Genomic DNA, 24,812 nt, shown 5'->3' on the forward strand with positions numbered 1-24,812 from the left:
CTATCTTTTGCTGCGAGCCCGCAGACGTTCGTTTTCGAGAGTCGATTCGATGGAGGACGCGACCGAGAAGACCTTGGACAGCACGGTCTTGCTGCGCGCGGCGGGCAGCCGGGCCAGGGGGATGACGACACTGAGGCTGCCCAGCACCCGCGGCCCGTCCAGCAAGGCGACGGCCAGCCCCGCCATGCCCGCGTCGACCTCGCTGTGCGTCACGCAGGCCTTCGCCTCGCGCAGCGGTTCCAGCTCGGCCAGGAAGCCTTGCAGGCCGGACGGGAAACCGGCCGCGACGATGGTGGCGCGGTCGCGATGCCACAACCGCTCCAGCTCGGCGCGCGGCAGGTGCGCCAGGATGACCTTGGAGGTCGCGCCCCGGTACAAGGGCATCGCCCGGCCGCGTTCATAGCTGACCGGCGTGACCGGGTCCGAAGGCATTTCCTGGTGGATGCACAGGACCTTGTCGCCATGCACGCGGCACAGCAGCACGGTACCGCCCGTCTCGGCCGCCAGCTTGCGCAGCAGCTTGCCGGACGCCTGCAGCAGCGGATCGGCCAGCCGGATCTGGCGATCCAGCTCGACGATCAGCGGGCCCAGCGCATACCCCCGGTCGGCCACCCGTTCGAGCAGGCCGGCCTCTTCCAGCGCCTTCAGGTCCCGGTAGATGCTGGCTCGCGACACGCCCAGTTCGTCCATGAGCTGGGCCGGCTTGCGTACCGGGCGGCTGAGATCGAAGGATTCGAGTATGCGCAGCAGGCGTTCGGACACGATGGCCTCAATCGCGCATGATGGCCTTGCCCCAGAGGTTGAGGGTGCGCTCTTCGTGCACCCACACCCCCGCGGGGCGGTCCGGCGGGCAGACCTCGATCTCGGCCGAGATCTCGGCCAGGTTGCCGTCCGGATCCCGCACCATGAAGAAAACGTCGTTGCCGGGACCATGGCGGCCGATGCCCCAGACGATGGTCTCGCGGATGGCGGCCATGCGGTCTCCCCAGGCCTTCATGTCGTCCCACGACGTGGTCTCGAAGGACTGGTGGTCGAAACAGCGCACCGGGGCGCGGAACAGCGCCAGCGCGTGGTGCAGGTTTTCCGTGCGCAGGAAGCAGGCGCGCAGCACGCCCTCGTCGTCCTGCACGCGGTCCGACAGCGTGAAGCCGAGCACGCCTTCGTAGAAGGCCAGCATGGGCGCCGGGTCCAGGGTGCGCAGCGCGAAGTGCTGCAAATGGGCCTCGGGCAGCGTGTCGCGGGACGGTACGCCCACGGGCGTGCCGGGGCGCAGCGCGAAGACGACCAGGTTGCCGTCGGGGTCGCGCACGGCCAGCGCGTCGTCGCACGCCACCGGCAGCGGCGGCACCTCGGCCGTCGCCCGCGCGCCGACTCGATCCTTGAACGCCTGCCAGCGCCCGGCGTCGGCGAAGCCGAACAGCGCGTGTTCCAGCCGGTTGGCCGGCCCTTCCGACAACACCAGCGTGCGCCCCGGCGCCGCGCACACCCAGCGGCCGGCCTGCTCGCTGGCGGCCAGTCCGTGGGTGCGGGCATAGAAGTTCGCCAGCCGCCGCGGGTCCGGCGAGGTCAAATGCAGATGATGCAGCGATGCGCCCAATTCCATTGTTTCGTTCCACCCATGGCGTTTCGTTCCTGTTGGGCGAACTATCCCGCGCCGGATATCCGGCGTCAACGGAATTTCTCACGTATTGAGACGATGGGCGCGCAAGCGGATCCTCAGTTTGCAGCGATGCCGCGGGCCTCGATCACGCGGGCCCAGCGCGCGAGGTCCGCGCGCACCAGCGCATTCAACTCCGTTGGCGTGCTGACCGCGCCCGTCATGCCCTGGGCCTTCAGGCTCTGCCGCATGTCCGGCTCGGCCAGCGCGGCCTGCATCTGGCGGTGCAGTTTGTCGATGACCGCCGGGGGCGTGCCCGCCGGGGCGAACAGCCCGTACCAGAGATCCACGTCGAAGGGCTTGCCCACCGACTCGGCCACCGTCGCCACGCTGGGCAGGGCCTCCTGGCGCACGGGGCTCGACACCGCCAGCGCGTGCATCTTGCCGGCCTCGATCTGCGCCAGCGCCGACTGGATGGGCACGAAGCCCACTTCCACCTGCCCGCCGGCGATGGCCGTCACGGCCTCGCCCGCCCCCTTGTGGGGAATGTGCACGATGTTCATGCCCGTCGCCTCCTTGAGCAGCTCCATGGCCAGGTGCTGCGGCGTGCCGACGCCGGACGACGCGTAGTTGTACTGGCCCGGCGCCTTCGCCGCGGCCGCGATGAACTCCGCGAGATTGCGGGCCGGCACCTTGCTGGAGGCCACCAGCACCATCGCCCCCTTGAACAGCAGCCCCACGGACGCGAAATCCTTGACCGGGTCGTAGGGCAGGTTCTTGTACAGGCTGGGGTTCATGGCCAACGTGTTAGCCACCACCAGCAGCGTGTACCCGTCAGGCGCCGAGCGCGCGACGAACTCGCTGCCGATGTTGCCGCCCGCGCCCACCTTGTTCTGCACGATGAACGGCGCCTTCATGCCCACGCGCAGCTTCTCGGCCAGCGCCCGCGTGGCGGTGTCGATGCCCGTCCCCGCGCTGTAGGGCATGACCAGGGTCACCGCTCTTGCGGGATAGTCGGCAGGCCCCTGCGCCTGCGCCGGACAGGCCAGCACGGCCGCGATTCCCATCCCCAGGACTGTCACAAGCTTCTTCATGCTCCACCTCTGCTAGACGCCATGCGGCTCCCCTGCGGGCAGCCGGGTGAACTTCGGAAGACACGGCCGGCGGTCCGCCCGGACCGCCGCCGCCAGACGGTACCGCCACGGCCTTGCTCAGACCGGAAACACCAATGAGGCCGGCGCGGGTGTCGGCTCGTCGGCGGGCGCGCGAAGACCGTCAGTCTGCTGTGCCTCGAACGCCGCGGCAATACGCCGCCTGATCCGGATCATGTCGCGGTCCGGGCCGAACAGGATCTCGTTCGCGCGGGACTCCACCAGATCGCCCGCCACGCGCGCCATTTCCCGGTCCTCGGCCGCGGTCTTGAGCTGCCTGGGCTTGACCACGCTCTCGAAATGCCGCGCCAGTTGCTCGCGTGCCTCCGGCGTGTCGGCGCGCCAGGCCGCATAGCGGAACAGCCGCGTGCGGCGATAGTCGATCGGCACCTGGAACAGCCGCGACACATAGGGCGCGGCGTCGGCCTTGGGCCGCAGCACGTTGGACACCAGCCCCGGCAGGTTGAAGCGCTCGCCCTGGATCCTGTCCAGGCCATGGCCGTGGTCCAGCATGTTCCCTTCCAGGTCCACCGAGATGCCGCGCAGGCCGTGGCCGTCGGTCTCGACGATCTTCACCCGCCGGTCCTCCAGCGGCGTCAGCTTCTGCGCCGCGCCGCCTTCTTCGTCCCCCAGATAGCGGGCCACGGCTTCGTGATACTGCGACTCCATGTGCAGCGTGACGGCGTGATAGGCATCGCTGCCGTCGATCACCAGCAGCCAGTTCGCGTCCCACTCTTCGGTGGGCAGCCGGAAATGCACGAAGCGATCGGGGTGCAGGAGTTCTTCCGGCACGCACGTTTCGATGGGCGGCGCGGGGAAGCGGTCGGTGTCCCCGATGTAGGCCCAGACATAGCCGCCCAGTTCGGCACAGGGATAGGACCGCGCGCGCGCCTTCTCCAACTGGCCGGCGCTGGCCTCCGTATCCCACGGAATCAGCGTGCACGCCCCCGTGCCGTCGAAGCGCAGGCCGTGGTAGGCGCATTGCAACTGGCCATCGAGCACCCGGCCGCTGGAGAGCTGCACGTACCGGTGCGGGCACCGGTCGAACAATACGCCGGGCACGCCGGCGCCGTCGCGAAACACCACCAGGTCCTCGTCCAGGCACCGCACGCCGACCGGCTTGCCGGCGGGCAGCTCCTCGCTTTGCATCACGGGATACCAGTAGTTCCTCAATCCCCGTTCCAACCCTCGCGGTACGCCGCGGACGAGTTCGGGACCATCCTGCTTGTCGCTCACCTTCTCCTCCTTGTCGGGCAAGACGCCGGCCATCTCAATCAATTAGATAGCTAACGTTTTATTAAAAGAAAACTCCAAGCCATTCATGCCTGCATCGCCTGCTCGCATTCCCACGCCCAGGCCAGCAACTGCGCATCGTCGCCGGGCGCTCCGGTCAATTGCATGCCGATGCCGGGATGCCACGGCACCGGCACCGAGATCGACGGCGCCCCCGCCGCGTTGGCGAAGGTCGCGTACAGGGCGCCCGCCCGCGGCGATACCTGGCAACCATCGATGCTGGCCGGATACGGTGCATCGAGCGGCCAGGCCAGGCAGGGGGAAGCCGGAGACAGCACCACGTCCGCCTCGGCCCAGAGCGCCCGCGTGCGCTGCCGCCAGTCGAGCAGGCGCGCGATCGTGCGGTACACGTCCACGGCCGACGGCTCCGACGAGCGCCGCGCCAGATCGCGCAAGGCGGCCGGCAGCGCGGACTCGTCCAGGCCCAATTCCTCGACGGCGGCGCGCACGCCATGCGGAATGAGTTCCAGCCAGAAGGCGTCGACCTGCGCGACCGAGTACGGCATCGGCTGCCAGTCGACCCGATGGCCCGCGCGCGCCAGGCGTTCCACGCATTCGTTCAACGCCGCCGTGACCACGGGTTCCTGCCCCTGGTCGGGCGGCACGACGGCCACGATGCGCGCGCGCCGCGCCTGGGCCCGCTCGCGCAGCCAGGCCTGCGGCCGGGCCGCCTGCCCCTGCCCGGGAAAGCACGACGCGCCGGCGGCGATCGTCGTGGCCAGCAGGGCGCAGTCCTCCACCGATCGCGCCATGGGGCCGACGACCTGGAAATCCAGGGACGTGCGAGGGAAGCCGGAGGAAGACAGCACCGCGCCGGCCGAGGGCTTGAAGCCGACGGTGCCGGTATAGGCCGCCGGCCGCCGTATCGATCCGCCCGCGTCGGTCGCCAGCGCCAGCCCGCCCATGCCCGCTGCCAGCGCGGCGGCGGCACCGCCACTGGAGCCGCCCGGCGTCATGGCCGGGTCCAGGGGATTGCGCGTCGGGCCGTACACGCCGTTGCCGGTCGTGGCCGCCAGGGCCATGGGCGGGACATTGGTCTTGCCCAGGATGATCGCGCCCGCTTCGCGCACGCGGCCCACCACCGGCTCGTCATGATCGGGCACGAAGGTGGCCAGTGCGTCCACACCCCAGGTCGCCGGCAGCCCCCGCACCCAGAGGTTGTCCTTGACCGTCAGCGGGATGCCGTCGAGCGCGCCGCCGGGATTGCCCGCCGCGTATCGCCGATCGGCGGCGCGGGCCTGCGCCAGCAGGGATTCCGCATCGACCTGCGCGACGATGGCATTGAGCGCCGCATTGCACGACCGCATCCGCTCCAGGGCGGACTCGATCAGATCCACGCTGGCCAGCCGGCCGGCCCGCAACAAGGCGGCGCTTTCGCTGGCGCCTGGCGGCCATGGATGGCCCTCTGGATGAATCGCGCTCACGGTACCTCCCGGCTCCGATGTTGATTGACACTATACACCAAACAATTTAGATTGCTATCTAATTAATTTCAGGATGGCGCCATGAGTCTTTACGCGGTCCAGAGAGTGATCTTCGAACTCAAGCACGACAAGCCCCGGGCCGCGCTGCTGCGCACGGACCCCCACGCCGCGCTGCGGGATGCCGGCCTGACCGAGGCGGAGCGCGACGCCCTGGCCCGCGGGGACCTGGCCGGGCTTTATCTGATGGGCGTCCACCCCCTGCTGCTCGCGCCGTATTCGCGCATGGCCGGGCTGTCCCGCAACGACTACCAGCGCGCGCTGGCCCCCCTCAAGGGCGCCCGCCATTTCTCCAGCGACTACCGGCTCGACGGCCACAGCGAGGCTTGAATGGGATCCCTAGAATTCGCCGCGGCAATGAGCCATGCTCCGGGCATCGCCGCCTTCACCCAGGCCGCCCCCGCCGCGCAGCGGCAGGCCTTCCTCGACGCCGCGGGCACCCTGAAAGCGGCTGCCTCCGCGGCCAGGCTGGACGCGATGGTGGTGATCGCGCCCGACCATTTCTCCAACTTCTTCATGGCCAACATGCCCGCCTGCTGTGTCTCGCTGAACGAGCGCTACAGCGGCCCGGTGGAAGACTGGCTGGGCGTGCCCAGAATGGACGTTCCCGGCGCGCCGGGCCTGGCGGACCTGATCATGCGGCACGCCTACGGCCGGGGCATCGAACCCGCCGGCGCCGCGCAGACCGAGCTGGAACACAGCGTCATCGTTCCGCTCTCGCTGGTCACGCCCGCGTTCGACATCCCCGTGGTCTGGGTCATGATGAACTGCCAGGTCCCGCCGCTGATGTCCCTGCCCCGCTGCCACGAACTGGGCCGCGCCATCCGCGCCGCCATCGATGCCAGCGGCCTGCGCGTGGGCGTGCTGGGCTCGGGCGGGCTGTCCCACGCGCCCGGCGCCGCCGAGGCCGATCGGCTGGACGAGGCGTTCGACCGCGAGTTTCTGTCCATGCTGGACCGGGGCGACCTGGACGCGATCCTGTCCATTCCCGCCGCCCGGCTGGACGAGGCGGGCTTCGGCGCCTGGGAGGTGCGGCTGTGGGTGGCCGCCATGGGCGCGGCCCACGACCGCCGTCCCCGCACGCTGGCCTACGAGCCGATCGAAGCCTGGGACACCGGCTGTGCGGTCGCGATCTTCGACGGAGCCGGACGATGACGCCGCTGCCCACCGTGCGGCTGGCGCTCGGCCTGCGCTCGACGGCGCAAAGCCTGGGCGTCATCGGCCGCGATGCCGGCGTCTTCCGCGAACAGGGACTGGACCTGGTCATCGCGCGCGAGGAAACCGCCGGGCCCGAGGGCGTGCGCGGCCTCGTCGCCGGGGAATACGACCTGGCGGAATTCGGCGCCGTGCCGCTGGTGCAGGCGGTCTATGAAGGACACGACCCGGTCATCCTGCTGGCGGCCGAACAGACCAATGCCATGTACCTGCTCGGCTCCGCCCGCATCGGCGCGCCGGGCGAACTGCTCGGACAGAAGATCGGCGTGCTCAGCATTGCCGGCCAGACCGGCGTCAGCGCCGCCGCCATGCTGGACAAGTGGGCGCTTCCCCGCCAGGACGTGGAACTGGTGGAACTGGGCACCTATCCCGCCATTTATCGCGCCTTGCAGGACGGCGGCATCGCCGCCGGCGTGCTGACCGCCGACTACGGCGTTGCCGGTTCGGTCGCCTTCGGCCTGCACCGCCTGGCCGACCTGGGCCAGGAACTGCGGTTCCAGGGCCCCATCGTCGCCACCACCCGGCGCTACGCGCGGGCGCATCCCGACCGCGTGCAGCGCGCCGTGACCGCCTACGTGCGCACCATCGAACTGTTCATCGACCAGCCGCAGCGCGTCCTGGCCAGCATGCGGCGCCACCTGGGTTTCCTGGATCACGCGCAGGCGCTGGCCGTCCACGATTTCTATTCCCGGCGCTTCCAGCGCCAGCCCCATCCGTCCGCAGCCGGCCTGCAGCGGGTCATCGACCTGTATGCCGACGGCTCGCGCCCGCCGCTGCGGCTGGAAGACGTCTGGGATCGCACGTTTCTGGACCGCAGCCTGTCGGCATGACGGGCACGCGGCCAACCACCCCATCGCAAGGATGACACCATGGATCTGGGAATCGCGGGACGCACGGCATTGATCACGGCTTCGAGCAAGGGCATAGGCAAGGCCTGCGCGATGGAACTGGCCAGCCAGGGCGCCAACATCGTCATGTGCGCGCGCGGACGTCAGCAACTGGAACTGGCCGCCGAGGAAGTCCGGGCCGTGGCACGCGGCGAAGTCACCGCCATCCCGGCGGACCTGACCTCGGCGCAGGACATCGACGCGCTGGTCGAGGCCGCCGAACGGCGGCACGGCGGCATCGACATCCTCGTTTCCATCGGCGGCTCGCCCAAGCGCGGCGGCTTCGATGCCATTACCGAACAGGACCTGCGCGACGCCTTCGAGATGTCGGTCATCGCCGCCTTCCGATTGTTGAACCGCACGCTGCCCGGTATGCGGGCCCGCGGCTGGGGCCGCGTGGTCACCGTGCAGTCCCGGGCCGTGCGCGAACCCATTCCCGACCTGGTGACCTCGGTGTCCACCCGGCCGGGCGTCAACGGACTGTTCAAGTACCTGTCCAAGGAAGTGGCCGCCGACGGCGTCCTGCTCAACACCATCGTACCCGGGCGCATCATGACCGATCGCTTCAAGGGCGGCCAGGACCTGGCGGCGGACAGCCAGGCCTACACGGCCGGCAAGCTGGCCGGCATCCCCGTGGGCCGCTTCGGGCAGCCCGAGGACATCGCCGGCGCCGTCGCCTTTCTTTGCTCCGAACGCGCCTCGTACATCAACGGCACGGCGCTGCAGGTGGACGGCGGCGTCATCAACGCCATCTGACCCGCGAGGCCCGCGGGCCGGGCCTCACTCCCCGGGTCCGATATTGGTCTCGATCCGGCCCAGCACCCGCATGAAGGTCGCGAGGTCGGCCTTGGTGATGCCTTGCAAGGCGACCTCGTTGATGTTCTCGACCCGGGGCAGCAGCACTTCCTCCAGGCTCCTGCCCTTTTCGGTCAGGGACACCAGCACCTTGCGCTTGTCCACGGAATCGGGCTGCAGGGTAACCATCTTCTGCGCCTCGAGCTTGCGCAGCGCCGCCCACGCGGTGGGCTGAGTCAACCCGACCATCTCGGCGATCTCGCGCTGACTCACGCCGTCCTTTTCCCACAGGGCGCGCAGGAAGAACCACATGCCATACGAAATCCCGGCGCTGTTGATCTGCTGTTCCATGATCGGGCGCAGGCGGCGGAAGGTCCTGCCGAGCAGGAAGCCTATGCTGCGATCGATGGGATAGTCTTGAGTGCGCATAATCGTGAACATCATTGGGCCCAGGCAATGATAGCTCACGCGCTTTCGCCATACGGCGCGCAGCCGATCGGCATGAACAAAAAAGGCGCCCCATTCGGAGCGCCTTTCAACACTGCCGGACAGCCCGGACGGGCCGTCCTTTCTCACCTGTCGATCACACGCCGACCGAATCGGCCACATCCTTGAAGTCAGGAATCTGGTCGAAGTTCATGTAGCGGTAGATGGTCTTCTCGTGCTCGGCCAGGACGCCGGTCTCGGCCATGTACTCTTCCTTGGTCGGGATGCGGCCCAGGCGCGAGCAGATGGCGGCCAGTTCGGCGGAACCCAGGTACACGAACGAGTTCTTGCCGAGGCGGTTCGGGAAGTTGCGGGTGCTGGTCGACATGACCGTCGCGCCTTCGCGGACCTGCGCCTGGTTGCCCATGCACAGCGAGCAGCCCGGCATTTCCATGCGGGCGCCGGCCGAACCCAGGACGCCGTAGTGGCCTTCCTCGGTCAGCTGCTGCTGGTCCATCTTGGTGGGCGGAGCAACCCACAGCTTGACCGGGATGTCGCGCTTGCCTTCGAGCAGCTTGGACGCCGCGCGGAAGTGGCCGATGTTGGTCATGCAGCTGCCGATGAACACTTCGTCGATCTTGGCGCCGGCGACGGCGGACAGGGTCTTGACGTCGTCCGGGTCGTTCGGGCAGGCCACCAGGGGTTCGTGCACGTCGGCCAGGTCGATCTCGATGACGGCGGCGTACTCGGCGTCGGCATCGGGTTGCAGCAGTTCCGGATTGGCCAGCCAGGCTTCCATGGCCTTGACGCGGCGGCCGATCGAACGCTCGTCTTCATAGCCGTTGGCGATCATCCACTTCAGCAGCGTGATGTTGCTGTTGATGTACTCGATGATCGGTTCCTTGTTCAGGCGCACCGTGCAACCGGCGGCCGAACGCTCGGCGGAGGCGTCGGACAGTTCGAAGGCCTGTTCCACCTTCAGGTCCGGCAGTCCTTCGATTTCCAGGATGCGGCCCGAGAAGATGTTCTTCTTGCCCTGCTTCTCGACGGTCAGCAGGCCCTGCTGGATCGCGTAGTAGGGAATGGCGTTGACCAGGTCGCGCAGCGTGACGCCGGGCTGCAGCTTGCCCTTGAAGCGGACCAGCACCGATTCGGGCATGTCCAGCGGCATGACGCCGGTGGCCGCCGCGAAGGCGACCAGGCCCGAGCCGGCCGGGAAGCTGATGCCGATGGGGAAGCGGGTGTGCGAGTCGCCGCCGGTGCCGACGGTGTCGGGCAGCACCATGCGGTTCAGCCACGAGTGGATGACGCCGTCGCCCGGGCGCAGCGAGATGCCGCCGCGATTGCTCATGAACTCGGGCAGCGTGTGGTGCGTCTTGACGTCCACGGGCTTGGGATAGGCGGCGGTGTGGCAGAACGACTGCATCACCAGGTCGGCCGAGAAGCCCAGGCAGGCCAGGTCCTTCAGCTCGTCGCGGGTCATGGGGCCGGTGGTGTCCTGGCTGCCGACCGAGGTCATGCGCGGCTCGCAGTAGGTTCCCGGGCGGATGCCCTTGCCTTCCGGCATGCCGCAGGCGCGGCCGACCATCTTCTGGGCCAGCGTATAGCCCTTGCCGGTGTCGGCCGGGTTGTTGGGCAGGCGGAACAGGGTCGAGGGCGGCAGGCCCAGGGTCTCGCGCGCCTTGGCAGTCAGGCCGCGGCCCACGATCAGCGGAATGCGGCCGCCGGCGCGCACTTCATCGAACAGCACGTCGGACTTGATCTCGAACTCGGCGATGACTTCGCCGTTCTTCAGCGCCTTGCCTTCATAGGGGCGCAGCTCGATGACGTCGCCCATTTCCATCTTGGAGACGTCCAGCTCGACCGGCAGCGCGCCGGCGTCTTCCATGGTGTTGTAGAAGATGGGAGCGATCTTGCTGCCCAGACAGACGCCGCCGAAGCGCTTGTTCGGCACGAAGGGGATGTCTTCGCCGGTCCACCACAGCACGGAGTTGGTGGCGGACTTGCGCGAGGAGCCGGTACCGACCACGTCGCCGACGTAGGCGACCGGATGGCCCTTTTCCTTCAGGTCATTGATGAGCTTGAGCGGACCGACCTTGCCGGGCTCTTGCGGCTCGATGCCCGGACGCGGGTTCTTGAGCATGGCCAGCGCGTGCAGCGGGATGTCGGGGCGGCTCCAGGCGTCGGGCGCGGGCGACAGGTCGTCGGTGTTGGTTTCGCCGGTGACCTTGAACACGGTCAGCGTCAGGCTTTGCGGCAGTTCGGGGCGGCTGGTGAACCACTCGGCGTCGGCCCAGCTTTGCAGCACGGCCTTGGCGTTGGCATTGCCCTTGTCGGCCTTTTCCTTCACGTCGTGGAAGGCGTCGAACATCAGCAGGGTCTTCTTCAGGCCTTCCGCGGCGATGGTGCCGACCTGCGCGTCGTCCAGCAGCTCGATCAGCGCGCTGATGTTGTAGCCGCCCAGCATCGTGCCCAGCAGCTCGGTGGCCTTGGCGCGGTCGATCAGCGGGCAGGCTTCCTTGCCCAGGGCGACGGCGGCCAGGTAGGACGCCTTGACCTTGGCGGCGTCGTCCACGCCGGCCGGCACGCGGTGGGTCAGCAGATCGACCAGGGTCTGCTCTTCGCCCTTGGGCGGGTTCTTGATCAGCTCGATCAGGTCGGCGGTCTGCTGCGCCGACAGCGGCAGCGGGGGGATGCCAAGCGCGGCCCGCTCGGCAACGTGTTGACGGTAGGATTCAAGCATTGGAAGTGTCCCGGTATGAAGGGATTGAGGGCGATCGCCGGGATTGTAGGACTAGCGGCGGCGAGCTGCAACTGTCTTATATCTTATATAAGACATGCGCATCCCCCGCGTACGGTCGAGCCAGGATAGAATCATTTTCCCGATATTCGGCCACGAAGGGGTAATCGAGATGCATTCAACGAAATTGAATCTGGATTGCCCCACCGGGGCCCGACCGGCCGAAGCGGCCACCCTGATTTCCCCGTCGCGCCGCCACTGGATGCAGTTCGCCGGCGCCGGCGCCCTGCTCCACGCGCTGCCCGGCTGCGGCGGCGGCGACGATCCCGCGCCCGACGCCGGCCGGCTGTCCGAGGCCATCCAGTGGGGGCGCGACGCCATCCGCCAGGCCGTGCAGAAGAACCAGGCCACCGCGGTCTCGGTCGCGCTGATGACCAGCGAAGGCGTGATCTGGCAGGAAGCCTTCGGCGTCGCGGATCCGCAGGGCAACGTCGCCGCCACCGTCGACTCCCGCTTCAATATCGGCTCGGTCAGCAAGGTATTGGCCGCGCTGGCCGCCATGGTGCTGTGCGACCGGGGCAAGCTGGCGCTGGACGCGCCGATCACCCGCTATCTGCCCGGCTTCTCGATGCTGTCCAGCGAGTACGGTCGGATCACGCTGCGCCACCTGCTCAGCCATTCGTCCGGGCTGCCCGGCACCAATTGGCGCAACATCTTCGCGTTCGAACCCATTGCCGGCTACGCGCAGGACACCCAGGACGGGCTGGCCTACTTCCACCTGAAGCACCAGCCGGGGGAACTGGCCGTCTATTGCAACGACGGCTTCACGATGGTCGAGAACCTGGTGGCCGCGGTCACGGGCCAGTCGTACGCCGAATTCGTCCGGCGCGAGATCCTCGAACCCCTGGGTATGAGCCATTCCGCCTATCCCGTGCAGGCCTTTCCCGAAGGCAGTTTCGTGCACCCGGTCTACGAAGGGCGGCGCATGGGACAGGAATTCGTGTCGGCCTACGCCACCGGCGGCCTGGCCTCCACGCCCGGCGACATGATGCGGCTGGCGAAGATGTTCCTGGACCTGGGCATGTACCAGGGCAAGCGCCTGGTGTCGCAGGCGGCCGTGCAGGAGATGGGCACCGACCAGACCAAGGGCCTGCGCATCAACCCCTGCCCCGAATGGCGCTGGGGCCTGGGCTGGGACTCGGCGCTGCATCCCGGCCTGGACAGTGTCGGCATCAAGGCCTGGCAGAAGAACGGCGGCACGAGCTTCTTCTCGACCGAGTTCTTCGTGCTGCCCGACCAGCGCATGGCCCTGCTGCTGACGGGGGCCGGCACCACCTACGGGCCGCTGCGCATCGCCGAGGGCGTGCTGCTGCGGGCCCTGGCCACCACGCGCGCGATTCCCGCCGTGCCGGCGGCGCTGGAAGGCATCCCCGCGGCGGCGGCGCCCTCCGTCGATGCCGCCGGGCTGGCGGGCATCTATGCGAATTTCGAAGGACCGTACAAGGTCCAGGCCGTCAATGCCGGCACGATCGACGTGCTGCACAGGAAGGGCGACGCCTGGGATCCGGTCGCTCCGGGCCTGACCCTGCGCGCCGACGGCTGGTGGTGGAACGACGCGCCGTCGGGGAACAGCTACCGCTGGCTGACGCTGGACGGCAAGCATTACATGATCCAGCGCGTACCGGCCGGCTGGGGGCACTACCGGCTGACGATGTCCGTGGGCCAGCGCCTGGCGCCCCTGCCCCCGCTGTCCGCCGCCTGGCAGGCCCGCCTGGGCACGCGCTGGGAACCCACCAATGAATCGCCCGAGTCCGTGGCGCTGGCCCTGGGCGGCGGCATCGCCACGCTGGACGAGCTGGCCGAGCTGCCAGGGTACGTGATGTGGAGCGATGGCCAGTTGCTGCGGCCCGATGGCGACGACCGTGCCAGAATGACGATACAGGTGCCCGTCAATCACGGGCGGGACCTGGTCGAGCTCGAGTTCTCGACCGTGGACGGCCAGCCGCAGATGCGATCGGGGTCGTCGCTGTACCGCCTGCTGACAGAGGACTGATCCCCCATCTTGGAACTGCGCCAACTCCGCTATTTCGTCCGCGTCGTCGAACTGGGCAGCATGGGCCGCGCCGCGCGCGAGCTGGGGCTGGTGCCCTCCGCCCTGAGCCAGCAGATCAGCCGCCTGGAAGGCGAGCTGGCCACGCGCCTCCTGCAGCGCACCGCCACCGGCGTCATTCCCACCGACGCCGGGCTGGCGTTCTGGCGGCAGGCGCAGATGGCGCTGCGGCACGCCGATCAGGCCGTGGTCGCGGCGCGCGAGGCCCGGCTGTCTGGCGCGGTCAGCATAGGCTTCGCGCCGTCGACGGCTTCGCTGCTGGCCCGCCCTTTCATCGCCGCCATGCATGACCGCTACCCCGACGTGCGGCTGCATCTGGTGGAAAGCCTGTCCGGCCACCTGGCCGGCATGCTGAACGCTCGCCTGCTGGACCTGGCCGTGCTGTTCCAGACCGACAGCGGCCGGCACTGGAGCGTCCTGCCGCTGCTGGACGAAAAGCTGTTCGTGGTGGCCCGGCCCGATCTCGTCTCCGACCGCCAGCCCCGCCAGCCGATGACCGTGGCCGAGGCCGCGCGGCTGCCGCTGGCGATGCCCAGCAAGACGCATGGCCTGCGCATCCTGGTCGATGCCGCGTTCGACCGCGCGGGCGTGGAACCGGACATCGCGCTGGAGATCGACGGCCTGACCACGCTGATGAACACCGTGATCGACACCCCCATCGCCACCATCCAGCCGGGCGTCGCCGCCGGCGGGATGCACGAGGGGCGCCTGTGCCTGTATCCGCTGGACGATCCCTATCTGTTCCGGCGCAACGTCGTGACCAGCGTCTCGGACGACGAGCTGTCCCCGGCGGCGCTGGCCGCGCGGGTGGTCCTGGCGGACCTGATGCGCACGCTGGTGCGCGACGGCCATTGGCCGGGAGCCACCATTCACGAATCGTGAATACCCATTGCCCGCGCGCCGTCTAGCCCGGCCGGACCGCTCCGCCTACAGTGATTCCTCACTGATAGGAAAGCGGAATGATAGATGTCCTGGTCATCGGCGGCGGCAACGCCGCCTTGTGCGCGGCCCTGATGGCCCGCGAGGCGGGCGCCAGCGTCATGCTGCTGGAAGCCGCGCCCAAGGAATGGCGCGGCGGCAACTCGCAGCACACGCGCAACCTGCGCTGCATGCACGACGGTCCGGAAGACGTGCTGGTCGACAGCTACCCGGAAGAGGAATTCTGGCAGGACCTGCTCAAGGTCACCGGCGGCATCACCGATGAAAAGCTGGCGCGCCTGGTCATCCGGGCCTCGTCCAACTGCCGGGACTGGATGCGCAAGCATGGCGTGAACTTCCAGCCCGCGCTGTCCGGAACCCTGCACATCGCCCGCACCAACGCCTTCTTCATGGGCGGCGGCCGGGCACTGGTCAACGCCTACTACCGCAGCGCCGAGAACCTGGGCGTGCAGATCCGCTACGGCACGCCGGTGCATGCCCTGGAACTGGACGGCGACCGCTTCGTGGCGGCGCTGGCCGGCAACGAGCGCATTCCGGCCCGCGCCTGCGTCATGGCGGCCGGAGGCTTCGAGTCCAACCTGCAATGGGTGCGCGAGGCATGGGGCCAGAACGAGCGGGGCGAATGGCCGGCGGACAACTTCCTGGTGCGGGGCACCCGCTACAACCAGGGCGCCCTGTTGAAGTTCATGATCGACGCCGGGGCCGACATGATCGGCGATCCCACGCAATCGCACTGCGTCGCCATCGACGCGCGCTCGCCGCTGTACGACGGCGGCATCTGCACCCGCCTGGACTGCGTGTCGCTGGGCATCGTCGTCAATCGCGACGCCCAGCGCTTCTACGACGAGGGCGAGGACTTCTGGCCCAAGCGCTATGCGATCTGGGGCCGCCTGGTCGCCTTCCAGCCGGACCAGATCGCCTATTCGATCATCGACGCCAAGGCGGTCGGGCGTTTCATGCCGCCGGTGTTCACCGGCATCCGGGCCGACAGCCTGCCCGAGCTCGCGCGGCTGACGGGGCTGGACGAAACCCGCCTGATGCAGACCGTGCAGGAATTCAACGCGGCCTGCCGGGGCGAGCACTTCGACCACACCGTCATGGACGACTGCCGCACCGAGGGCATCTCGCCCGTCAAGACGCATTGGGCCCGGCCGCTGGATACGCCGCCCTACTTCGCCTATCCGCTGCGGCCGGGCATCACCTTCACCTACCTGGGCACCCGGGTCGACGAGAACGCCGCCGTGCACTTCGGCGGGCAACCCAGTCCGAACCTGTTCTGCGCCGGCGAGATGATGTCCGGCAACGTGCTGGGCAAGGGCTATACGGCCGGCGTCGGCATGTCCATCGGCACGGCCTTCGGCCGCATCGCCGGCACCCGCGCCGCCGAGGCCGCGCGGCACCCCCGTACTCACGGAGCATCCAATCTTGAAGCAGCTTGAGGACCTCGCGCACGACGCGCAAACCTTGGCGGCCGGCGTGCAGGCCGTGCCGGTCCAATGGCGGACCCAGGCCGCCGCGCAAGGCGGCGCCTGTTCGACCGCGCTGACCGCCGACGAAAGCGAAGCGGCCCGCGTCCTGCAGATATGCAATGCCTGCCGCTATTGCGAGGGGTTCTGCGCGACGTTCCCGGCCATGATGCGCAGGCTGGAATTCGGCAAGGCCGACGTGCACTACCTGGCCAACCTGTGCCACAACTGCGGCGCCTGCCTGCACGCCTGCCAGTACGCGCCGCCGAACGAATTCGGCGTCAACGTGCCCCGGGCGATGGCCAAGGTGCGCGTGCAGACCTATGGCGACTACGCCTGGCCCGGTGTCCTGGGACGCCTGTACCGGCACAACGGCGTCACGCTGGCCCTGGCGACGGCGTTCGCGCTGGCGCTGTTCCTGGTGCTGGCCGCCGGCATGAACGGCGGCATCTGGCACGAACCGCTGGCCGGCAACTTCTACGCCATCTTCCCGCACAACCTGCTGGTGGCGCTGTTCGGCACGGTGTTCGTGCTAGCCATCGTCGCGCTTGGGGTGGGCGTGACGCGCTTCTGGCGCAACGTGTCCCCCGGCTCGACCAGCGGTCCGGCCGTGGCCGAGGCCGCGCACGACGCGCTGCGCCTGAAGTACCTGGACGGCGGACACGGCAAGGGCTGCAACGAGGAAAACGACGCGTTCACGCTGGCGCGGCGGCGGTTCCACCACTTCACTTTCTACGGCTTCATGCTGTGCTTCGCCGCCACCTGCGTGGCCACGCTCTATCACTACGCGTTGGGGTTGCACGCGCCGTATGCGCTGACCAGCCTGCCCGTGCTGCTGGGCACCGCGGGCGGCATCGGCCTCTTGATCGGACCGGCCGGCCTGCTGTGGCTGAACCTGCGCCGCCACCCGGAGCACGGCGATCCCGACCAGCGTCCCATGGACCGCGGCTTCATCTGCCTGCTGTTCCTGACCAGCCTGACCGGGCTCGCGCTGCTGGCCGTGCGAGAGACCAGCGCCATGGGCCTGCTGCTGGCCGTGCACCTGGGCGTGGTGATGGCCTTGTTCCTGACCCTGCCCTACGGCAAGTTCGCGCACGGCATCTATCGATGCGCCGCGCTGCTGAAGTGGAGCATCGAGCGGCGCCAGCCGAGCAGCACGCGGCTGACGCCGGACTGAACCCGCCGCGGGGCGTCAGCCACGCGCCAGCGGCGGCCCCGCGAACGGCTTGGCGAAGGGCCCGATGGCGCGCATGTCGAACTCCACCAGCACGGCCGGCGCATCGCGGCCGGCCGCATCGCGCAGCACGCGCTCCAGGCCGTCCAGGTCGCGCACCGCGATGTAGTCCATGCCGACCGATTGCGCCAGGGCGCCCAGCTCGAAGCCGTGCAGGTCGCAGTAATAGCGGCGTCCGCCGTAGTCCGCGTCCTGGAGATTGCGCAGGATGCCGTAGCCGCCGTCGTTCATCACCAGCATGACGATGCCGGTCCGCTCCTGCACCGCGGTGGCCAGTTCGCCCAGGTTCAGCATGAACCCGCCGTCGCCGGCCAGCAGCCAGGTCTTGCGGTCCGGCCGGCCGGTGGCCGCGCCGATGGCCATGGCCAGCCCCTGACCGATCCCGCCGCCCACGGCGTGGATGCCCTGCCCCGGCGCGAAGACCTGCATCAGGCGATTGCCCCAGGTGCTGTTGGAAATGGTGACGTCGCGCACCCAGCCGAAGTCGCGGCCGCACACGGCCTGCAGGGCGTCGGCGATACGGTCGTAGGGCGCGATGGCGCCGCGCATCGTGGCCTGGGCGCGCTGCCTGGCGCGGGCGGCTTCGTCCGCCAGGCCGGCATCGGCCCGCATGCGCCCCGCGAGCCGGTCGGCCAGCCTGGCCAGCGTCAGGCGCGCATCGCCCCGCACGAACAAGGAGGTCGGATAGGCACGCTGCTCGGCCAGCGGATCCGCGTCGATCTGGATCAGCCTGCGCGGCAGCTGCAGCGTATGGGTCAGCGTTTCCGGCACGCGCAGCCGCGAGCCCACGACCAGCATCGCATCGCAGCCCTGGTAGAAGGCCTCGATCGCGGGCTGGCCGTTGAAGGCGCCCAGCGTGCGCGGATCGTCTTCGGACACCGCGCCCTTGCCCTGCAAGGTGGTCACGGCCACGAAGCCCAGGTCCAGCAGACGGGTGATCTCGGCGCGCGCGTGGCGGGCGCCGCCGCCTATCCACAGGACCGGCCGCCGTGCATCCGCCAGCATGTCGGCCATCCGGTCCACGGCCGCCTCGTCGGGCTCGACCGGCGCCGGCACAGGCGGCGCCGGCGGCGGCTGCACGTCCACCAGGGCACCCTGCAGGTCGATGGGAATCTCCACGCTGACCGGTCCCATGGGCACGGTCAGCGCCAGCCGCACCGCCTCCTGGATCGTGGCCAGGGCGGTCTCGGCCGACCATACCCGCAGCGCCGCCTTGGAGACGGCTTGCAGCATGCCAAGCTGGTCCTTGGCCTCGTGAACGTAGGAACGGCCCCGGTCCAGGTAGGGCAACGCGACCTGCCCGGTGATGTGCAGCAGCGGCGTGCCCGCGGTCCAGGCCTCGACCAGCGCGCCGGCCGCATTGCCGGCGCCCGTGCCCGTGCTGGTGAAGGCCACGCCCAGCGCGCCCGTGGCGCGGGCGCAGGCATCGGCCATACCGACGGCGCCGGCTTCGCCGCGCGCGCCTATGTAGCGGATGCGCCCGTCGCGCCCCAGCGCATCGAGCAGCGGCATGTTGTGGATGGACAGGACCCCGTAGGCCTGCCGCACGCCCAGTTCGTGCAGGTACTGGACCAGGGCATCGCCCACGGTGTGCCGGTTGGAAATCGATGCGCTCATGAATGCAGGCCTTCGGTGGCGGATTGAGGAACAGGCGTGGCGCCGCGATGCCCGGTGCCGAGCGCGGCTTCGCGGCCGCCGGCCCGGCGGACCAGTTCGTCCTGGTCGCGCTTGGCGAGCCGGTCGATCTCTTCGGGATAGAGCCGCGCGCACAGCGCGGTGCGCATGGCATGCACGGTGGCGGCCATTTCGGGACGGGCGGCGAGATCCGTGCGTTCGTGCGGATCGGCCACGATGTCGAACAGCTCGGGGCCATAGTCCACGTAGTGGTGGTATTTGTAGCGGCCGCGCACGAGGTAGTAGGCGGCGCTGGGCGATCCGACGCCGTGGTATTCGCCCAGGACGACGCGATCGGATTCGTCCGCGCCCGCGGCGAGGTCCCGCAGCGAACGGCCCGGCAGCGCGGCCGCGGCCGGCGGCAGGCCCATCGCCTGGAGCACGGTGGGATACACGTCCACCAGGCTGGCATCGGTGCGGCACCGGTGCGCGGCCGGCACGCCGGGACCGGCCAGCACGAGGGGAATGCCCGAGGCCTCGCGATACAGCGTGCCCTTGTTCCACAGGCCGCGGGCGCCCAGGTTGTCGCCATGGTCGGATGTGTAGATCACCGTGGTCCGCGCCGACAGTCCGGTGTCGTCCAGCGTGTCGAGCACCGCGCCCATCTGCTCGTCCATGAACTCGACCAGCGCGAAGTAGGCCGCCACCGCCAGCCGGGCGCGCTCGGGCCCTTCCAGCGCCGCCGCGTGGTCGATGTAGGCCAGCGACCGCCTGACCCAGGGGTGGCGCGCGGCGGCCGGCTCCGGCAGGCAGCCGTCGAACAGCGGATCCTCCAGCACCCGGCGCAGGTAGCGTTCCGGCACGACCAGCGGAAAATGCGGCGCGACCATGCCCACGAACAAGGCCCACGGCGCGGGGTCGGCCGCATGCGTGCGCAACCACTCGCAGGCCGTGGCGCCCACCGTGCGATCGTATTCGTTGTAGGTGGACTCGCCCGCGCCCAGGGACTTGAACATGCCCGACGGCATGGAGCTTGCCGGCAGCGGGTTGCGCACCGATCCCCAGACCTGGCCGATGCCGCCGGGAATGTGCATGGGCAGCCACTGGCGCTGGAAACCGGTGGGATCCTCGGCGCGGCGAAAATGCAGCTTGCCGATGGACTCGGCCAGCAGGCCGGCCTCGGACACCTCCTGCATCCAGGAGCGCGCGCGGCCGTCATAGGCGATGGCGTTGTCCCAATAGCGGTGATCGTGCACGTATCTTCCCGTCGCCAGGCTGGCCCGCGCGGGTACGCACAGCGGGCTGGGCGTCCATGCGCGCTCGAACACCGTCCCGCGGCGCGCCAGCCGGTCCAGGTTGGGGGTGCGCACGCAGGGATGGCCGGCGAAGCCCGCTATCCAGGGGTTGTGCTCGTCGGACAGCAGCACCAGGACGTTGGTGGGTTCGGCCATGGCGTCATTTCTCCAGCGAGAAGCCGGTGCGCTTGACCACCGCCGCCCACTTGGCGTCCATCGCGCGCATGGAGGCATCGAGCTCCTGGCTGGACAAGGACAGCGGATCGAGCGACATGCGCTCGAGCCCTTCCCGGTAGGCCGGCGCCTGGCAAGCCTTGACGAGGGCCTGGGCCAGGGCCTGCCGGACCGGGGCCGGCACCCCGGCCTGCGTGTACGCGCCGTAGAACAGGTCGCTGGCCAGGTCGGGGAATCCGGATTCCGCCACCGTGGGGACGTCCGGCATGAAGGCGCTGCGCCGCGTGCCGGTCATCATCAGCACCCGGGCCTTGCCCGACTTGTAGGGCGTGACCAGGTTGGGCAACGCGGAGATCACGGCCGGCAGGTGGCCGCCGGAGATGTCGTTCAAGGCCTGTGCCCCGCCGCGGTAGGGCACGTGGATCAGCGGCACACCCGACAGGCGTTCGATCTCGGTGCCGATGAAATGCGGTTCGGTGCCCGCGCCGGGCGTGCCGTAGGACGCCTCGCCCGGGTGGGCCTTGGCCCAGGCCAGGAAATCGGCCATGGTGCGCGCCGGCGCGGTGGCGCCGACCGCGAAGCCGAACTGGTAGCCGCACAGCGTGGTCAGGCCGGCGACGTCGCTCATCCTGTAGCCCAGGCCCGCGTTGACGTGCGGCGCGATCGTGAACACGCCGGGCGGAGTGATCAGCACGGCGCCGCCGTCGGCGGGCGATCGCAGCAGGGCCTCGACGCCGATCTGTCCGGCGGCGCCGGCGTGGTTCTCGACGATGGCCAGATAGCCGGCGCCGCGCAACTGTTCGCCGGCCATGCGCGCGGCCACGTCGACCGCGCCGCCGGCAGGTCCCGCCACCAGCAGCCTGAGCCGCGTGGCCGGTTGACTGCGTGCCGCGCGGCAAGTCATCATGGATGCCGCTGCAGCACTGAGGAAGTGGCGCCGGGTGAGCATCGTCGTCTCCAAAGCGGGATGGAGCACTCATTCTAGGGACCCCTCCGCCGCCCGGATAATGAAAAGCGCAGTGCCGCCCATAACCCGCGGTTTATGCCCATGAGCGACCTCATCCGCCGACTCACCCTGCGTCACCTGCGCCTGCTCGTCATGCTGGGCGAACTCGGCAGCGTCACCCGCACGGCCCAACTGCTGCACATCACCCAGCCCGCCGTCTCCAAGGCCATCCGCGACCTGCGCGACATCCTGCAGGATGCGCTGTTCGAGCCCACGCCCGACGGACTGGCCTGGACGCCGGCCGGCAAGGCCGCCCTGCAACGGGCGCGCGCGATCCTGCGCAACGTCGAAGACCTGGAGCGCGACACCGCCCGGCGCGGCCGCGCCGGCGACGCGCCGCTGGGCCTGGGCCTGACCCGGATCGCCGAAGCGGTAGTGGCCACGGCCCTGCCCTATGCCCTGGCCGAACGCGGCGTGTGCGTCAGCCTGCGCCACGGCACGCGCGAACAGATGCACAGCGAACTGGCGGCCAAGTCCATCCACGTGGCGTTCGGGCGCTGCGACGCGGGATTCCGCCTGCCCGACTTCGAATACCACCCGCTGTACACCGAGAGCTATGCGGTCGTGTGCGGCCGCCATCATCCCCTGGCGGGCAAGGCGGCCAGCCTGGAAGAACTGTCGGGCCAGGCCTGGGTGCTGCCGCCGCCAGGCACCTTCGCCCACCATCTGGTGGAACAGGCTTTCCTGGCCGAGAACCTGACCCCGCCCGCGCCCGGCATCGTCTCGACGCTGGGGCCGGGCGATGTCCGGCTGGTGGAAACCCAGCCGGTGCTGGCGCTGGCGCCGCGCAGCGAGGCGCGGCGGCTGGTGGAGGCGGGCACGGTGTCCTGCGTGGAAGGACTGGCGCTGCCGCCGCAACAAATAGGCGCCATCCTGCTGCGCGCGGGCGAGCGGCACCCGGCCTGCGAACTCGCCATCCAGATGCTGCGCGCCGGCCGCGAGGGAGCCTAGACCTGGGTGATGAACTTGGTCACCAGGTAGCCGTCGAAAGTCTCGGTGCCGCCCTCGGTTCCCACCCCGCTGTCCTTGATCCCGCCGAAGGGGATTTCCGCCGGCCCCATGCCGAAATGGTTGATGTTCACCATGCCGGCCTCCAGCCCGTCGGCCACGCGCGTAGCCGTCTTCAGCGACTCGGTGAAGACGTACGAGGCGAGGCCGAACGGCAGCGCGTTGGCGCGCCGCAGGACCTCGTCCTCGGTGTCGAAGGGCACCACCGGCGCCACGGGGCCGAAGGGCTCTTCCTGCATGATGCGCGCATCGTCGGCCAGGTCCGCCAGCACCGTCGGGGCGAAGAAGAACCCCTGGCCGTCGCGCCGGCCGCCGCCCGTCACGATGCGGCCGCCCCGGCCCACCGCATCCTCGACCAGCCCCGCCATGGCGGCCACGCGGCGGGGGTTGGCCAGCGGCCCCATCTGCGTGCCCTCATCCAGGCCGTCGCCCAGCCGCGTCTCGGCCATGACCTGCGCGAAGGCGTCCAGAAAGCGCGGATAGGCGGCCCGCTGGACGTAGAAGCGGGTCGGCGACACGCACACCTGGCCGGCATTGCGCAGCTTGAAGCGCGCCAGCATCGCGGCCGCCCGGTCGATGTCGGCATCGGCGAACACCAGGACCGGGGAATGGCCGCCCAGCTCCATCGTCATCCGCTTCATGTGCGCGCCCGCCAGCGCGGCCAGCTGCTTGCCCACCGGCACCGACCCGGTGAAGGAAATCTTGCGCACGGCCGGCGCGGTGATCAGATGGCGGGAAATCGCCGCCGGATCGCCCCAGACGATGTTGAGCACGCCCGGTGGGAAGCCGGCATCGTGGAACAACTCGGCGATCGCGACCACCGCGCTGGGCGATTCCTCGGGTCCCTTCAGTATCAGCGTGCAGCCGGCCGCCAATGCGGCGGCCACCTTGCGGATGGCCTGCGCGAACGGGAAATTCCACGGCGAGAAAGCCGCGCACACGCCTATCGGCTCGCGCACCACGAACTGCCGCACGTCGGGCTGGCGCGGCGGGATCACGCGGCCGTAGATGCGCCGGCATTCCTCGGCGTGCCACTCCACGTGCTCGGCGCAGGACTCTACCTCGACCAGGGCCTCGGCCAGCGGCTTGCCTTCGTCCATCGTGATGTCGCGCGCGATCCGCGCGGCGCGCGCGCGGACCAGGGCCGCCACCTGCCGCAGCAGGTCGGACCGCGCCAGGGGCGAGGTGCGGCGCCAGCCTGGAAACGCGCGCTCGGCGGCGGCGATGGCACGGTCCAGCTCGGCGGCGCCCACGTGCGGCAGGCGGCCGATGACCTGGCCGGAGGCCGGGTTGACGACCTCGCCGCCGGGACCGCCGGTGTCCTCGAAGAATTCGCCGTCGATGTAGAAAGCCAGCTTGCGGTACATGTCCGTGCTCCCGGTCCGAAGTTCCATCATTGCGCCGTCACGCCCAGTTTCTTGATCAGCGGTCCGTACACGGCGGCATCCCGCTCCATCTCGGCGCGGGTCTGCTCGGGGGCCGGTATGCGGATCTCCACGCCGCGCTTGCCGTAGTTGCCGCGCAGCGCCGCATCGTCCATCGCCATACGGATTTCCTTGTTGATGTGCGCGGCCAGGGCATCGGACATCGTGCCCGGCGCGAACACCGAGAACACCGTCGACGGAATGGATCCGGGCTTGCCGCCGGCCTCGGCCAGCGTCGGTACCTCGGGCATGAAGCCGCTGCGCTTGTCCGCCCCGCTCACCAGCACCTTGATCTTGCCGCTCTGTACCTGCTGGCTCATCACCAGGCCGCCGGCCATCAAGGCGTCGACCTCGCCGCCCAGCAGTGCCGTCAGCGCGGGCGCCACGCCCTTGAAGGGCACGTAGGTGAAGTCCACGCCCTCGGAGGCGGCCAGCATGGCCATGCCCAGGTGGGTCACGTGGCCGTTGCCGCCGGTGCCGACGTTGATGCCGCCGCGCCCGGCGCGCGCCTTCTCCATGAAGCCCTTGTAGTCGTTCACGCCCAGGCTGCTGCGCACGGCCACGTACAGGTCGATGTGGCCGACGTCCGCCACGGGCTTGAGCTCCTTGCGCCAGTCGTAGGGCAGGTTGGCGTACAGGAAGGGGTTGGCGACCAGTGCCAGCCGGTCGACCATCAGGAGCGCCGAGCCGTCGCCCGCCGACTTCGCCACGTTGCCCGCGCCGATGATGGCGTTGGCGCCGGGCTTGTTCTCCACCACGAAAACCTTGCCGGTGCGCTTGGCCAGCTGGTTGCCCAGGTCGCGGGCCAGCACGTCGGGTTCGGTGCCGGGGGGATAGGGAACGACGATGCGGACCTGCTCGGGCCCCCAGGGTGTTTCGGCCCGGACCGGCAGGCACAGCGTGCAGGCCAGCGCAAGAAAGACGCAAAGGGACTTCAGACTTGCCATGATGCTCTCC

21 protein-coding genes are annotated in these 24,812 nt (G+C 69.5%); 9 read left to right on the plus strand and 12 right to left on the minus strand.

Translation table 11 applies throughout. The features are described from left to right. The 5 genes from WKR98_RS00195 to WKR98_RS00215 form a co-directional block, all read right to left on the minus strand. Positions 1–762, minus strand: coding sequence for an IclR family transcriptional regulator (locus WKR98_RS00195; RefSeq protein WP_341431678.1), 762 nt, complete (start codon positions 760–762; stop codon positions 1–3). A gap of 7 nt (positions 763–769) precedes the next feature. Continuing rightward, positions 770–1,603 carry a VOC family protein gene (locus WKR98_RS00200; RefSeq protein ID WP_341431679.1) on the minus strand — a complete coding sequence of 278 codons (834 nt, stop codon included), beginning with the start codon at positions 1,601–1,603 and terminating at the stop codon, positions 770–772. A 113-nt stretch (positions 1,604–1,716) separates the two neighbouring features. After that, positions 1,717–2,691 carry a tripartite tricarboxylate transporter substrate binding protein gene (locus tag WKR98_RS00205; RefSeq protein ID WP_124691286.1) on the minus strand — a complete coding sequence of 325 codons (975 nt, stop codon included), beginning with the start codon at positions 2,689–2,691 and terminating at the stop codon, positions 1,717–1,719. Between the two features lie 117 nt (positions 2,692–2,808). After that, positions 2,809–3,984: a Rieske 2Fe-2S domain-containing protein gene (locus WKR98_RS00210; protein ID WP_161567935.1), complete on the minus strand. Its 1,176-nt coding sequence runs from the start codon at positions 3,982–3,984 to the stop codon at positions 2,809–2,811. Positions 3,985–4,067: 83 nt separating this feature from the next. After that, positions 4,068–5,465, minus strand: a complete 1,398-nt coding sequence (locus WKR98_RS00215; RefSeq protein WP_341431680.1) for an amidase — start codon at positions 5,463–5,465, stop codon at positions 4,068–4,070. Positions 5,466–5,546: 81 nt separating this feature from the next. Here WKR98_RS00215 and WKR98_RS00220 point away from each other — a divergent pair, with 81 nt between their 5' ends. Genes WKR98_RS00220 through WKR98_RS00235 form a run of 4 tightly spaced genes read left to right on the plus strand, consistent with a single transcriptional unit; the run spans position 5,547 to position 8,380 of the window. Next, positions 5,547–5,852 (plus strand): hypothetical protein, encoded by a 306-nt coding sequence (locus WKR98_RS00220; RefSeq protein WP_341431681.1) that lies wholly within the window; start codon positions 5,547–5,549, stop codon positions 5,850–5,852. Between the two features lie 27 nt (positions 5,853–5,879). Beyond that, positions 5,880–6,677: a DODA-type extradiol aromatic ring-opening family dioxygenase gene (locus WKR98_RS00225; RefSeq protein WP_341431682.1), complete on the plus strand. Its 798-nt coding sequence runs from the start codon at positions 5,880–5,882 to the stop codon at positions 6,675–6,677. Continuing rightward, positions 6,674–7,567 carry an ABC transporter substrate-binding protein gene (locus WKR98_RS00230; RefSeq protein ID WP_341431684.1) on the plus strand — a complete coding sequence of 298 codons (894 nt, stop codon included), beginning with the start codon at positions 6,674–6,676 and terminating at the stop codon, positions 7,565–7,567. The genes WKR98_RS00225 and WKR98_RS00230 overlap by 4 nt, the downstream gene beginning before the upstream one ends. A 39-nt stretch (positions 7,568–7,606) precedes the next feature. Beyond that, on the plus strand, positions 7,607–8,380 hold the full coding sequence (locus tag WKR98_RS00235; RefSeq protein ID WP_341431685.1) for an SDR family oxidoreductase: 774 nt from the start codon (positions 7,607–7,609) through the stop codon (positions 8,378–8,380). A gap of 24 nt (positions 8,381–8,404) precedes the next feature. Here the strand turns inward: WKR98_RS00235 and WKR98_RS00240 are convergent, their stop codons facing one another. Both WKR98_RS00240 and acnB read right to left on the minus strand, forming a co-directional pair. After that, positions 8,405–8,848 carry a MarR family winged helix-turn-helix transcriptional regulator gene (locus WKR98_RS00240; RefSeq protein ID WP_341431686.1) on the minus strand — a complete coding sequence of 148 codons (444 nt, stop codon included), beginning with the start codon at positions 8,846–8,848 and terminating at the stop codon, positions 8,405–8,407. A 154-nt stretch (positions 8,849–9,002) separates the two neighbouring features. Further along, on the minus strand, positions 9,003–11,588 hold the full coding sequence (acnB, locus tag WKR98_RS00245; RefSeq protein ID WP_124691293.1) for a bifunctional aconitate hydratase 2/2-methylisocitrate dehydratase: 2,586 nt from the start codon (positions 11,586–11,588) through the stop codon (positions 9,003–9,005). A gap of 169 nt (positions 11,589–11,757) precedes the next feature. On the opposite strand from acnB, the gene WKR98_RS00250 reads away from it, so the two are divergent. The 4 genes from WKR98_RS00250 (at position 11,758) to tcuB (ending at position 17,277) form a co-directional block, all read left to right on the plus strand. Further along, a complete protein-coding gene (locus WKR98_RS00250; RefSeq protein ID WP_341431687.1) occupies positions 11,758–13,638 on the plus strand; it encodes a serine hydrolase domain-containing protein in 1,881 nt (626 codons plus the stop codon). A 9-nt stretch (positions 13,639–13,647) separates the two neighbouring features. Then, positions 13,648–14,577: a LysR family transcriptional regulator gene (locus tag WKR98_RS00255; RefSeq protein WP_124691295.1), complete on the plus strand. Its 930-nt coding sequence runs from the start codon at positions 13,648–13,650 to the stop codon at positions 14,575–14,577. A 77-nt stretch (positions 14,578–14,654) separates the two neighbouring features. Then, positions 14,655–16,073: an FAD-dependent tricarballylate dehydrogenase TcuA gene (tcuA, locus tag WKR98_RS00260; protein WP_341431688.1), complete on the plus strand. Its 1,419-nt coding sequence runs from the start codon at positions 14,655–14,657 to the stop codon at positions 16,071–16,073. 46 nt (positions 16,074–16,119) lie between these two features. Beyond that, the gene (tcuB, locus tag WKR98_RS00265; protein WP_445936084.1) at positions 16,120–17,277 is read left to right on the plus strand and encodes a tricarballylate utilization 4Fe-4S protein TcuB; all 1,158 of its coding nucleotides are present in this window, start codon (positions 16,120–16,122) and stop codon (positions 17,275–17,277) included. A gap of 15 nt (positions 17,278–17,292) precedes the next feature. Here the strand turns inward: tcuB and WKR98_RS00270 are convergent, their stop codons facing one another. Genes WKR98_RS00270 through WKR98_RS00280 form a run of 3 tightly spaced genes read right to left on the minus strand, consistent with a single transcriptional unit; the run spans position 17,293 to position 21,324 of the window. After that, on the minus strand, positions 17,293–18,951 hold the full coding sequence (locus tag WKR98_RS00270) for a thiamine pyrophosphate-binding protein (protein WP_341431690.1): 1,659 nt from the start codon (positions 18,949–18,951) through the stop codon (positions 17,293–17,295). Beyond that, positions 18,948–20,399: a sulfatase-like hydrolase/transferase gene (locus tag WKR98_RS00275; RefSeq protein WP_341431691.1), complete on the minus strand. Its 1,452-nt coding sequence runs from the start codon at positions 20,397–20,399 to the stop codon at positions 18,948–18,950. Before WKR98_RS00275 ends, WKR98_RS00270 begins: the two co-directional genes overlap by 4 nt. Positions 20,400–20,403: 4 nt before the next feature. Next, the gene (locus WKR98_RS00280) at positions 20,404–21,324 is read right to left on the minus strand and encodes a tripartite tricarboxylate transporter substrate-binding protein (RefSeq protein ID WP_341431692.1); all 921 of its coding nucleotides are present in this window, start codon (positions 21,322–21,324) and stop codon (positions 20,404–20,406) included. A 141-nt stretch (positions 21,325–21,465) separates the two neighbouring features. Between WKR98_RS00280 and WKR98_RS00285 the strand changes: the two genes are divergently transcribed. After that, a complete protein-coding gene (locus tag WKR98_RS00285) occupies positions 21,466–22,374 on the plus strand; it encodes a LysR family transcriptional regulator (RefSeq protein WP_341431693.1) in 909 nt (302 codons plus the stop codon). Here the strand turns inward: WKR98_RS00285 and WKR98_RS00290 are convergent. Together WKR98_RS00290 and WKR98_RS00295 are read right to left on the minus strand one after the other, a co-directional pair. Continuing rightward, positions 22,371–23,798, minus strand: coding sequence for an NAD-dependent succinate-semialdehyde dehydrogenase (locus WKR98_RS00290; RefSeq protein ID WP_341431694.1), 1,428 nt, complete (start codon positions 23,796–23,798; stop codon positions 22,371–22,373). The two genes, WKR98_RS00285 and WKR98_RS00290, sit on opposite strands and share 4 nt — an antisense overlap. Before the next feature lie 26 nt (positions 23,799–23,824). Next, positions 23,825–24,802 carry a Bug family tripartite tricarboxylate transporter substrate binding protein gene (locus WKR98_RS00295; RefSeq protein ID WP_124691303.1) on the minus strand — a complete coding sequence of 326 codons (978 nt, stop codon included), beginning with the start codon at positions 24,800–24,802 and terminating at the stop codon, positions 23,825–23,827. Between the last annotated feature and the right edge of the window lie 10 nt (positions 24,803–24,812).

It is taken from the genome of Pigmentiphaga sp. YJ18 (assembly GCF_038066655.1).
Taxonomy (GTDB): Bacteria; Pseudomonadota; Gammaproteobacteria; order Burkholderiales; family Burkholderiaceae_B; genus Pigmentiphaga.